Here is a 12,543-nt window from a genome sequence, read left to right as displayed (position 1 = left end):
GTCGCCAGGCGGGATGAACAGCAAATGCTTTGAAAGCATTAGCTATTTTAGTTTTCAGATAAAGGTGATCGGGTTGGAAAGCCTGTAAGGTCGCGAATTCCCTGTGATTTTAGCAGCGATGCACAAGGTAAGCGCTATGCCAGGAATGTTATCAAGGATTAACAATGTTCAGCAGAAAATGTATCACCACAATCAATGTGATTCTGGCACAAGATCGCGACTACGCTCACGCCTTAAAGCCCGGACGCGTTCAGGCCGCATAAACCGAAGCTTGCGCGACACAGGTGTGGTTTGAGGGCATTCAGGTGAGGCGTTCTCAGATCGTCTGAGTAAACAGAGAGAACGAACAGTGTTGTCCTGCGCCTGATAACACGATGGCTTCACAGGTCATATGCGGGGGATTTCGGCCAGAAGATTCGCAAGACAGTGCCTGCGTAAGGATGACTCGGCTGACGCCTCGCCCTTCGGGTCGTTGCTTAAGCAACGCTATCCTTCCTGGCTCTGCCTGAAAAATCGACTATGTCTTACAGACCAGGAATACACGTCCATACCGAAAAATATGGTGCATCCGGGAGGATTCGAACCTCCGACCGCTCGGTTCGTAGCCGAGTACTCTATCCAGCTGAGCTACGGATGCATAGATAATCTTTTATGGACTGGCAGAAATCAACCTGGGGATAATACGAAGAATGGTGCATCCGGGAGGATTATTCGGCTGACGCCTCGCCCTTCGGGCCGTTGCTGAAGCAACGTTATCCTCTCTGGCTCTGCCTGACAAATCGACTATGCCTTACAGACCAGGAATACACGTCCATACCGAAAAGTATGGTGCATCCGGGAGGATTCGAACCTCCGACCGCTCGGTTCGTAGCCGAGTACTCTATCCAGCTGAGCTACGGATGCATTACGAAATTCTTGTACAACGCAGGGTGCTAACGACTCACCATGAAGGAATTGCTAGTTCACTTTACAACTCTGTTCCGACAATGTTTTCTGCGGCGCTTCGCCTGACATCAACATATCCATATTCAACGATATGGTGCATCCGGGAGGATTCGAACCTCCGACCGCTCGGTTCGTAGCCGAGTACTCTATCCAGCTGAGCTACGGATGCATCGGAAATGGCGGTGAGGGAGGGATTCGAACCCTCGATACAGCTTTTGACCGTATACTCCCTTAGCAGGGGAGCGCCTTCAGCCTCTCGGCCACCTCACCTTACGCGTTCTTCCGAACTGCGCTTCTGAACTTGTTTCTGCTCATCGGCACTGCGTGGCGCACATATTACTTTCCCGCACTTATAAGTCAAACAATTTTTCGGAAGGTTTTTTCCGTTTGCACAAATGACAGGCAATTGGGACAAAATGACCGCAAAAAGAGTGAATAATCAACAATAAAAGATGATGAAGTTAACAAAAAGGGTAGATAACGAGGAAAAAGAAAAAGCGAGACGGTGGGAACAAAGGGTAGCGTCTCGCACAGGTGCGAGACGCTGAATCTGTCAAACGTTGGTTTGTTGCGTTTTTTCGGCCTGGATGCGCTGATAAATCTCTTCGCGATGCACAGACACTTCTTTTGGTGCGTTAACACCAATGCGGACCTGGTTACCTTTGACGCCCAGTACCGTTACAGTCACCTCATCACCGATCATGAGGGTTTCACCAACTCGACGAGTTAGAATAAGCATTCTTTGCTCCTTGAAAGATTAAAAGAGTCGGGCTTGATAAAGCTTCCCGGCGTTATCCATCACTTAACGCTGTACACAGGCTATGAGAAATACACCATTGCACATCAACGCGCCAATACATTCTGCTGATAAATAGTTTAGCCGAAATACGCTACATCAACCCGACTTTGTCACTAGCAAATTTAACATCGTATTAAAAAGCGCCGGAACATCAGTTCTGGCGCTTGCTACGATGAATTATTTTATTTCATTACAGACGGCTCGAAACCCATCCTTCAACACCTGCCAGCGCACCTTTCAGTGCAGTAGCATCACTGCCACCTGCCTGCGCCATGTCCGGTCTGCCACCGCCCTTACCACCCACTTTAGGCGCAAGTTCGGCGATGAGCTCCCCAGCCTTAACACGGTCGGTTAAATCTTTCGTTACGCCAGCAATCAGTGACACTTTGCCATCTGCTACCGTAGCCAGCACGATAATCGCCGAACCCAGCTGGTTTTTCAGATCATCCACCATGGTCCTCAGCATTTTCGGATCGGTGTTGCTGAGCTCAGTCACCAGCAGCTTAACGCCTTTGACGTCGACCGCATGATTGCCCAGCTGCGCACTTTCCTGCGCCGCCTGCTGATCGCGTAACTGCTGCAACTCTTTCTCCAGCGAACGCAGATGATCAACCAGCCCGCGCACTTTTTCATTCAGGTTACTGCTGTTGGCTTTCACCAGTTGGGCAATATCCTGTAGCTGGCTACTCTGCGCATAAACCTGTGCCAGAGCCGCCTCGCCTGTGATCGCCTCAATACGGCGAATCCCTGCGGCAGTACCGGACTCGGCCTGAATGCGGAACAGGCCGATATCACCGGTTCGCGCAGCGTGCGTTCCGCCACACAGCTCAACCGAGAAATCCCCCATGGTCAGAACGCGAACCTGCTGATCGTATTTTTCACCGAACAGGGCCATCGCGCCTTTGGCTTTCGCCGCCTCAAGATCCATGACACGGGTTTCAACAGGCAAATTGCGACGGATCTGTGCGTTAACAATATCTTCGACCTGACGAATCTCCTGAGGTTTCATGGCCTCAAAATGTGAGAAGTCAAAACGCAAATATTTGTCGTTAACCAACGAGCCCTTCTGAGCAACATGTTCACCTAAAACCTGACGCAATGCAGCATGCAACAGATGCGTTGCGGAGTGATTCAGACGAATACGAGCCCTGCGCGCCTCATCAACCACCGCCTCAAGACGATCGCCAACACGTAATTGTCCGCTGCTGAGTTTGCCAATATGACCAATCGCCTGCCCATATTTTTGCGTATCCTGTACGCTAAACAGCGCGTTATTGCCTTTCAGCTCGCCAGTGTCACCTACCTGACCGCCAGACTCGCCATAAAATGGCGTTTCATCCAGCACAATCACCGCGTCCTGACCGGCAGACAGGGCGTCAACGGCTTCACCGTTCACGAACAGCCCCTTGACGGTCGCCGTCAGATCCAACTGCTCATAGCCTTTAAACGACGAAGCCGCGTCGATACGAATCACATTGCTGTAGTCTGCGCCGAAGCCGCTGGCTTCACGTGCGCGCTGACGCTGCTGTTCCATCGCCTTTTCAAAACCGGCTTCATCGATTTTTAAGTTACGTTCACGGCAAACGTCAGCCGTTAAATCGGCAGGGAATCCGAAGGTATCGTATAAGCGGAAGACGGTTTCGCCATCCAGTGTATCACCCTGCAGTTTTGCCAGTTCCTCGTCCAGAAGTGCCAGGCCACGTTCAAGGGTTTTAGCAAACTGCTCTTCTTCACTTTTCAGAACGTTCTCAACCTGTGCCTGCTGACGCTGTAACTCATCGCCTGCCGCGCCCATGACCTGAATCAGTGGTGCAACCAGCTTGTAGAAGAATGCGTCTTTAGCACCCAGCATATTGCCGTGACGTACGGCGCGGCGAATGATACGACGCAGGACATAGCCACGGTTTTCATTCGACGGAATGACGCCATCGGCAATCAGGAAGGCGCAGGAACGAATGTGATCGGCAATAACGCGCAGGGATTTATTATTCAGATCGGTCGCGCCGGTGACCTTCGCAACCGCTTCAATCAACGTCTGGAACAGGTCGATTTCATAGTTTGAATTAACATGCTGCAGAACCGCAGTGATGCGTTCCAACCCCATCCCGGTATCCACAGAGGGCTTAGGTAATGGCAACATCGTGCCATCCGCCTGACGGTTAAACTGCATAAAGACGATGTTCCAGATCTCAATATAGCGATCGCCATCCTCTTCAGGGCTGCCCGGTGGTCCGCCCCAGATATGGTCGCCGTGATCGTAGAAAATTTCGCTGCAGGGACCGCAAGGCCCGGTATCACCCATCTGCCAGAAGTTATCTGACGCGTAGGCGCTGCCCTTGTTATCACCGATACGGATAATACGCTCACGGGGAACGCCAATATCGTTGGCCCAGATATCGTAAGCTTCGTCATCGGTTTCATACACGGTGACCCACAGGCGCTCTTTAGGCAGCTTAAACCACTGCTCGCCGGTCAGCAGTTCCCAGGCAAACGCAATAGCTTCTTTTTTGAAGTAGTCGCCAAAGCTGAAGTTGCCCAGCATTTCAAAAAAGGTGTGGTGACGCGCGGTATAACCGACGTTTTCAAGATCGTTGTGTTTCCCGCCGGCACGTACGCAGCGTTGTGACGTCGTTGCTCGCGTGTAGTCACGCTTTTCCTGACCCAGAAACACATCTTTGAACTGGTTCATTCCGGCGTTGGTAAACAGCAACGTCGGATCGTTGTTTGGTACCAGGGAGCTGCTTGCTACAACCTGATGTCCCTTACTATTGAAAAAGTCGAGAAACGCTTGACGGATCTCAGCAGTGCTCTTGCTCATATATATCCTGGAATCACGCTAACGAAAGGTCCTTCTTTATCAGGCGTACCGCATCGTTACGGCAGCAAGCATAAGGAACCAAAAGGGGTAAGATAAATATTCTTCGGAGGGAAGTAAAATCACATCGACTTTTAGTCATCAAAATTTCTGAAAACCTGCTGAATATCCTCGCTAAGAAAGCCTTTGGCATGCAAAAAGCGCTGCACTTTGGCTTTTTCTTTCCATTCTGTCGGCAATGGGTGACCAAATTTTTTCTCGGCGAGTTCAGCCGCACAGGCCGACCAATCAATATCGGTTTCTTCCATGGCGAGATCGATCGCATCACGGCTGATGCCCTTTTGTGCCAGCTCCAGCCTGATACGCTGTGAACCAAATCCCTTGCGGCTTCGGCTCTGAATAAATCGTGCGGTAAAGCGCTCGTCATTTAACCAGCCGTTTTCACCACACCAGTTCAGCACCTTTTCCATTAGCTCGGGCGTAATGATTTCAGGATCTTTTTGTTTCATCCACGCGCTACGCTGAGCGGACAGCTGGAGCTTTTGTTTAAGCTCTTCGCGGCTGTGGTCACGCTGGCCCAGCAGGCGCATCGCACGATCCAGCAGGCGTGAAAATGAGATGACTTGTGGCTGAGATTGTTCAGACATACTGCGCACCTTTTACGAACGGAGGGAGAGTATGGCGGGAGACAGGAACAGAGGAAAGGCACGTGAGGCGTTAATGTAAAACAGGAGCGGAAAATCCGCTCCTGTTTCAGGCTTTAATAATCTTCGTTGGCTTCGCTCGCCGCCTTCTCAACGTCGTTGCCTGCAACGTCCGCCGCGATATTTTGATCGCCACCGTTAAGCAGCATTTCACGCAGTTTGATATCAAGCTCGTCGGCCACCGCGGCATTTTCTTTGAGGAAGTTGCCCGCGTTTGCCTTGCCCTGACCGATCTTATCGCCTTTATAGCTGTACCATGCACCGGCTTTTTCAATCAGCTTGTGCTTCACGCCAAGATCCACCAGCTCACCGAAGGTGTTAATGCCTTCGCCGTACATGATCTGGAACTCAGCCTGTTTAAATGGCGCCGCAATTTTGTTCTTAACGACTTTAACGCGCGTTTCACTACCCACCACGTTGTCACCCTCTTTAATCGCACCGATACGGCGAATATCAAGGCGAACAGAAGCGTAGAACTTCAGCGCGTTACCACCGGTAGTGGTTTCCGGGTTACCGAACATCACACCAATCTTCATACGAATCTGGTTGATGAAGATCAGCAGCGTATTAGACTGCTTCAGGTTACCCGCCAGCTTACGCATTGCCTGGCTCATCATACGTGCCGCCAGGCCCATATGTGAGTCACCGATTTCACCTTCGATTTCGGCTTTTGGCGTCAGTGCAGCTACGGAGTCAACGATAATGACGTCAACGGCACCAGAGCGGGCCAGCGCATCACAAATTTCCAGGGCCTGCTCACCGGTATCCGGCTGTGAACACAGCAGATTGTCGATATCTACGCCCAGTTTCTTAGCATAGATGGGATCCAGTGCGTGCTCGGCATCGATAAAGGCACAGGTTTTGCCCTTACGCTGCGCGGCGGCAATAACCTGAAGTGTCAGTGTCGTTTTACCTGAGGCCTCTGGGCCGTAGATCTCAACGATACGTCCCATCGGTAAACCACCCGCACCTAATGCGATATCCAGTGACAGAGAACCCGTTGAAATGGTTTCCACATCCATTGAGCGGTCTTCACCCAAGCGCATGATGGAGCCTTTACCAAATTGCTTCTCAATCTGGCCGAGTGCGGCAGCTAAAGCCTTCTGTTTGTTTTCATCAATTGCCATTTCTACTCCTAATCATGCCGGGTAAACACGCACGCATGGTGCCTGTGCACTTTCTGTTGCGGGTAATTATACTGTATAGTCATACAGTATCAAGTTTAATTTTGCAGAAATTGACGGGATAACGTCTGGAGTGCCCAGCCAACTGACTGACGGCGCACGGCATCGCGATCGCCATCAAACTGCTGACGAAAAGCCATGACCACGCCACCCGGTGCCGCAAAGCCAAACCAGACGGTGCCTACCGGTTTGTCTTCACTGCCACCATCCGGGCCGGCAATACCGCTAACGGAAATAGCGTAATCGGCGCGCGCCCGCTGCTGTGCCCCAAGGGCCATTTCACGCACTACCGCCTCGCTGACGGCGCCGTATTGCGCCAGTGACACCGCGCTGACACCGACCAGTTCTTGTTTGGCATCGTTACTGTAGGTGACAAAGCCCCGTTCGAACCAGGCAGAGCTTCCGCTCACGTCAGTAAACACTTTTGCTATCCAGCCGCCCGTGCAGGATTCTGCACAAGTTACGGTAGCGTTACGCTGTTTAAGCGCCTCACCTGTCTGCGCACTCAGCGCGTGCAACTGCTGGTCATTCATTTTTCGCTCCCTGTCGCCGTTGAGTGAACATGGTGCATGCTCTGCGCTTTTTCAAGCACTCAGGGGCGCTTAGTCAACAAATTGCGCGTTACGCTCCAGTTTAGCCGTTGCGTGTCGCCACCATGAAAAGCCGGGGGAAAGCTAAGAGTACCTTGCCATCCTGGCGGGCGGGATAGCCGGTAATAAGACACTGATGATAAGCAGCCAGAAACTGTTCCTGCTCAGAGACGTCCAGCGGCGCAAGGAAAGGACGCAGCCCGGTGGCCTTTAACCAGTGGATGATAGCCTGCGCATCGTCCATAACGTGATAGTAGGTGGTTCGCCAGATATCAACCGCGCAGCCTGCCTTTGTCAGCACGTCATAATAGTGTTCAGTTGAGGGTAATTTTTTGCGTTCCGCCGCCTGCGCGCTGATCTTGTCGCGCCAGGGGCCGGATGCCGCGACCTCACGCATTAACTGATGCGAAGGTTCTTCCAGGTTATCGGGCATTTGAACCGCCAGCGCACCGGCAGGTGCCAGTTGACTGACTAACCGTGGTAACAGGGTGGGATGATCGCCAAGCCATTGCAGCGACGCGTTGGCATAAATGACCTGCTGCGGGATGTCGGTTGTCCAGTTGCCGATATCCGCCTGAATAAACTGGCACTGAGGCAAACGTTCCCGCGCCTGCGCGAGCATGGCGGCAGAACTGTCAAGCCCGATCACCTGCGCCTGCGGCCAGGCATCGTAAAGCAGTTCGGTGCTGTTCCCGGGGCCACAGCCCAGATCGGTAACGAACCGGACATCTTCAACCTCAATTCGTGCCAGTAATTCATGCGCAGGCCGCGTTCTTTCTGCCTCAAATTTACGATACAGCGCGGGATCCCAGTCTTGCATATTGCGTCTCCTCTCAGGGGTTAAAGATTCACAGAAGATGAGACGTATAAATAAACATAAAGTGCCCGACCAACAGCAAAATATGTCAGCGGCACGCAAACGGGCACGAGGTCTTTATAAGGGAAAAGTCCGGTCGGGCTGACAGGAATAAGATCGGGCGCAGCGAGCAGGCGCCCGGCAGAATCAGTTCTTTTTCACAAACTCAGATTTGAGCTTCATCGGACCAAATCCGTCGATTTTGCAATCAATATTGTGATCGCCTTCAACCAGCCGGATGCTCTTAACCCGGGTGCCTATTTTCAGCACAGACGAACTGCCTTTGACCTTCAGATCTTTAACGACCGTGACGCTGTCGCCATCGGCGAGTAAATTGCCGTTTGCATCACGAACGATCAAATCCTGACCGCTGTCATCCCCTTCAGCCTGAGTCCAGATATGACCACAGGACGGACAGTTAAGATTTTCAGCATCTTGCCAGGTGTAATCGGCATGGCAAACAGGGCAAGCAGGTAAAGACATAACGGCTCCAGAAAATGAGGACGGCACAGAATAAAGGGCCGTCATCATATATCCTTACAGTTGCTAAGGGTAGTTTTAAAACAGCGATCCCTGACGCGCCTTGCTGACCGCCTCTCCCAGTTGCCACACGGTCATCGCGTAATGCGTGCTGTTGTTGTAGCGGGTAATGGCATAGAAGTTAGGCAAGCCGTACCAGTACTGGTAGCTGGTGCCGAGATCCAGACGGAGCAGGCTGACCTCGTCATGGCCATCCAGCGAACCCTGTGGAGAAAGCCCCGATGCTGCCAGCGTGCTGACGTTGTAACGGGTTTTGAAACCGTTTTCGAGCATGGGTGCCTGACCACTGGCTGGCACGGCAACATTTTCACCCGGACGCCAGCCGTTCTGCTGGAAATAGTGCGCAACACTGCCTATCGCATCGACGGGATCCCACAAATTGATATGGCCGTCACCGTTAAAATCTACCGCATAAGCTTTGTAGGACGATGGCATGAACTGACCGTAGCCCATCGCGCCCGCAAAGGAGCCTTTAAGATCGAGCGGATCGTCCTTCTCATCACGCGCCATGAGCAGGAAGGTCTCCAGCTCACCGCTAAAGTAAGCAGCACGGCGCGGGTAATCAAATGAGAGCGTTGCCAGCGCGTCCAGAATGCGGGTTTTCCCCATGATGCGGCCCCAGCGCGTTTCCACGCCGATAATGCCAACAATAATCTCAGGCGGAACGCCGTAGACCTGCTGCGCACGCTGCAGTGCATCCTGATATTGATTCCAGAACGCGACGCCATTTTGCACGTTATCCGGTGTGATAAATTTATTGCGATAGCGAATCCAGGCACCGTTAGGCCCACTCGGCGGTGTATAGGACGGTGCCTGACGATCCATTAAACGCAGGACGTAGTCCAGCCGCTTAGCCTGGCCAATAATGGCGTGCAGTTGCTCACGGTCGAAGCCGTGTTTCGCCACCATTTTGTCGATGAACTGTTCCGCAACAGGATTGCTGGCGAAGTCACCAAACATCGGCTGAACAGCATGAGACGGCTCCAGCAAAAAGCCGCCTTTAGGCGCAACCCGTTCGGCGGGCGGCTGCGAAGAGTGTGGCTTACTGCTACAGGCGGCAAGCAGGGCAAAAAGCGGAAGGTAAGCAAGCTTAAAACGCATCAGATATCCATATAACAGGCCAGACCAGGGATTTTAATGTTAATCGTTCAACGCGGATACATACAAACGAGATCGTAAAAAAAACACTTTTTTTAACAATCAAACCGGCTGTTTTGTGAAATGCCTCTACTGCTTTCTCTCTCATCAAAAAAATCATTCAGTTGGCGACCCGGCTTTGCTAACTTCATTACCCGCTGCGGTAAGCCGGATGATGCAGGAGCCGTAAAATGGTACTATTTCCGCGCGGCATATGCAGCATGATGGTCGCTGCCTATCACCCTTGTTTAACCCAGCGAAAACCGTGACGGGAAAAGGAAGAGTCAACCTTGAGTAAGAATGAGATGAACAAAACAGCGCACATGGACTTGAGTACTCACACGCCAATGATGCAGCAATATTTACGCCTCAAGGCTGAGCATCCGGATATCCTGCTGTTTTATCGCATGGGCGATTTCTACGAGCTGTTTTATGACGATGCCAAACGTGCCTCTCAGCTGTTAGACATTTCCTTAACCAAACGCGGTGCCTCGGCAGGCGAGCCGATCCCCATGGCCGGTGTGCCCCATCACGCCGTCGAAAACTATTTAGCCCGGCTGGTGCAACTCGGTGAATCAGTCGCCATCTGTGAGCAAATTGGCGACCCTGCGCTGAGTAAAGGCCCGGTGGAACGCAAAGTCGTTCGTATTGTTACCCCGGGCACCATCAGCGATGAAGCCCTGTTACAGGAACGGCAGGATAACCTGCTGGCGGCAATTGTTCAGGGGGCGCGCGGCTATGGTTATGCCACGCTGGATATCAGCTCAGGCCGTTTTCGCCTGAGTGAACCTGCCGATCAGGAAACGATGGCGGCAGAGCTGCAGCGAACGAATCCTGCCGAGCTACTTTATCCGGAAGATTTTGCTGCGATGGCGCTTATCGATCAGCGTCGCGGTTTACGTCGCCGTCCGCTTTGGGAGTTTGAAATCGACACGGCGCGTCAGCAGCTCAACATGCAGTTTGGCACACGGGACTTAAACGGTTTTGGTGTTGAGCAGGCGCACCTGGGTCTGCGCGCCGCCGGTTGTCTGCTGCAGTATGTGAAAGATACCCAACGAACCAGCCTGCCCCATATCCGCTCTCTTAGCATGGAGCGTCAGCAGGACAGCATCATTATGGATGCGGCCACGCGCCGTAACCTTGAAATTACGCAAAATCTTGCGGGCGGAACAGAGAACACGCTGGCCGCCGTGCTGGATAAAACCGTCACGCCAATGGGAAGCCGGATGCTAAAGCGCTGGCTGCATATGCCGCTGCGTGACAGTAGTATCATCGCGAAACGACAGGCATCAATTGCAGAGCTGCAACCACTCAGCGATGTGCTGCAACCCGTTCTGCGTCAGGTCGGTGATTTAGAGCGTATTCTGGCCCGACTGGCGCTGCGAACGGCGCGCCCGCGTGATCTGGCGCGCATGCGCCATGCCTTTCAGCAGTTGCCGGAACTCAACGATCTGCTGGCAAACGCCGAATCCCCCCAGTTGAAAACGCTGCGTGCACAGATGGGCGAGTTTAGCGAACTGCGCACTCTGCTTGAGCAGGCCGTTGTCGAATCCCCCCCGGTATTAATCAGGGATGGTGGCGTTATTGCGCCCGGTTATAACGCCGAGCTTGATGAGTGGCGAGCGCTCGCCGATGGCGCAACAGATTATCTGGATCGACTGGAAGTTCGCGAACGCGAAAAGCTCGGTCTGGACAGCCTGAAAGTGGGCTTTAACGGCGTTCACGGCTACTACATTCAGGTCAGTCGTGGCCAGAGCCATCAGGTGCCTATCCACTATGTTCGCCGTCAGACGTTGAAGAACGCAGAGCGCTACATCATTCCAGAGCTGAAAGAGTACGAAGATAAAGTCCTTACCTCTAAGGGCAAAGCACTGGCGCTGGAGAAAAGCCTGTATGAAGGCCTGTTTGACCAGCTGTTGCCGCATCTTGAAGCGCTGCAGCTCAGTGCGGCGGCGCTGGCCGAACTGGATGTCCTGAGTAACCTCGCGGAACGTGCCTGGACACTTAACTACTGCCGTCCCACGCTGCACGACAAGCCCGGGATTAAAATTACCGCCGGCCGCCATCCGGTAGTGGAGCAGGTCCTGAAAGAACCTTTTATCGCGAACCCGCTCTCTCTGGCCCCACAACGCCGCATGTTGATCATCACCGGTCCGAATATGGGCGGTAAAAGTACCTACATGCGCCAGGCGGCGTTAATCGCCCTGATGGCCTGGATTGGCAGCTTCGTTCCTGCCGAAGAGGTGGTCATTGGTCCACTGGATCGTATCTTCACCCGTGTGGGCGCGGCAGATGATCTGGCCTCCGGGCGTTCGACCTTTATGGTTGAAATGACCGAGACGGCCAATATTCTGCACAACGCGACAGAAAACAGCCTGGTCCTGATGGATGAAATCGGCCGCGGCACCTCGACGTATGACGGTTTATCGCTGGCCTGGGCCTGTGCGGAAAATCTGGCTAACCGTATTAAAGCGATGACCCTGTTTGCAACGCACTACTTTGAACTGACGACCCTGCCTGAAAAACTGGAAGGCGTGGTTAACGTTCACCTGGATGCAGTTGAACACGGCGATACGATTGCGTTCATGCATAGCGTGCAAGACGGGGCTGCCAGTAAAAGCTACGGACTGGCCGTAGCTGCGCTCGCGGGCGTACCCAAAGAGGTCATTAAACGGGCGCGCAATAAGCTGAAAGAGCTCGAAACGGTTTCCAGTCAGTCCGCGACGTCAAACATTGACGGCTCGCAGTTGCCGCTGTTGGTGGAAGAAACCTCCCCTGCCGTGGAAGCACTTGAGGCACTGGATCCCGATACGCTGACACCGCGACAGGCGCTGGACTGGATCTACCGCCTTAAATCGCTGGTCTGATCACTGCCGCCCTTGTCTGGGCGGCAACTGACTGCGCGTCAACCTTCTCTTGCGCCTGCGTTTCCCATTCTGCTGGCGCATTTTTCTGTTACTGCTTTACGCTATG

General features: G+C 53.0%; 9 protein-coding genes and 4 tRNA genes. 1 reads left to right on the top strand and 12 read right to left on the bottom strand.

Going from position 1 to position 12,543, the window contains the following annotated elements; translation table 11 throughout:
* Positions 1–560: 560 nt before the first annotated feature.
* From AAIE03_RS01645 to mltB, 12 genes are all read right to left on the bottom strand, one after another.
* Positions 561–637, bottom strand: a tRNA-Arg gene (locus AAIE03_RS01645).
* 189 nt (positions 638–826) lie between these two features.
* A tRNA-Arg gene (locus tag AAIE03_RS01640) sits at positions 827–903 on the bottom strand.
* 134 nt (positions 904–1,037) lie between these two features.
* Positions 1,038–1,114 (bottom strand) — tRNA-Arg (locus AAIE03_RS01635).
* A gap of 8 nt (positions 1,115–1,122) precedes the next feature.
* Positions 1,123–1,215, bottom strand: a tRNA-Ser gene (locus tag AAIE03_RS01630).
* Positions 1,216–1,498: 283 nt separating this feature from the next.
* Positions 1,499–1,684: a carbon storage regulator CsrA gene (gene csrA / locus AAIE03_RS01625; protein WP_006120718.1), complete on the bottom strand. Its 186-nt coding sequence runs from the start codon at positions 1,682–1,684 to the stop codon at positions 1,499–1,501.
* A gap of 250 nt (positions 1,685–1,934) precedes the next feature.
* On the bottom strand, positions 1,935–4,562 hold the full coding sequence (alaS, locus tag AAIE03_RS01620; RefSeq protein ID WP_105083009.1) for an alanine--tRNA ligase: 2,628 nt from the start codon (positions 4,560–4,562) through the stop codon (positions 1,935–1,937).
* 131 nt (positions 4,563–4,693) lie between these two features.
* Positions 4,694–5,206, bottom strand: coding sequence for a regulatory protein RecX (locus AAIE03_RS01615; RefSeq protein ID WP_014594422.1), 513 nt, complete (start codon positions 5,204–5,206; stop codon positions 4,694–4,696).
* A gap of 113 nt (positions 5,207–5,319) precedes the next feature.
* Positions 5,320–6,390 carry a recombinase RecA gene (gene recA, locus AAIE03_RS01610; RefSeq protein ID WP_014594423.1) on the bottom strand — a complete coding sequence of 357 codons (1,071 nt, stop codon included), beginning with the start codon at positions 6,388–6,390 and terminating at the stop codon, positions 5,320–5,322.
* 95 nt (positions 6,391–6,485) lie between these two features.
* On the bottom strand, positions 6,486–6,980 hold the full coding sequence (pncC, locus tag AAIE03_RS01605) for a nicotinamide-nucleotide amidase (protein ID WP_112900402.1): 495 nt from the start codon (positions 6,978–6,980) through the stop codon (positions 6,486–6,488).
* A gap of 100 nt (positions 6,981–7,080) precedes the next feature.
* Positions 7,081–7,857: a trans-aconitate 2-methyltransferase gene (gene tam, locus AAIE03_RS01600; RefSeq protein WP_014594424.1), complete on the bottom strand. Its 777-nt coding sequence runs from the start codon at positions 7,855–7,857 to the stop codon at positions 7,081–7,083.
* Positions 7,858–8,040: 183 nt separating this feature from the next.
* A complete protein-coding gene (locus AAIE03_RS01595; protein ID WP_014605175.1) occupies positions 8,041–8,376 on the bottom strand; it encodes a zinc ribbon domain-containing protein YjdM in 336 nt (111 codons plus the stop codon).
* Positions 8,377–8,451: 75 nt separating this feature from the next.
* On the bottom strand, positions 8,452–9,534 hold the full coding sequence (mltB, locus tag AAIE03_RS01590) for a lytic murein transglycosylase B (RefSeq protein WP_014594425.1): 1,083 nt from the start codon (positions 9,532–9,534) through the stop codon (positions 8,452–8,454).
* Positions 9,535–9,875: 341 nt separating this feature from the next.
* Between mltB and mutS the strand changes: the two genes are divergently transcribed.
* Entirely contained in the window at positions 9,876–12,437 is a 2,562-nt protein-coding gene (gene mutS / locus AAIE03_RS01585; RefSeq protein ID WP_014594426.1) for a DNA mismatch repair protein MutS, read from the top strand.
* Positions 12,438–12,543 lie beyond the last annotated feature (106 nt).

Source organism: Pantoea sp. Ae19-2 (genome assembly GCF_059801205.1).
Note: the sequence above shows the minus strand (reverse complement) of the source record. Positions and strands in the feature narration are given on the sequence as shown.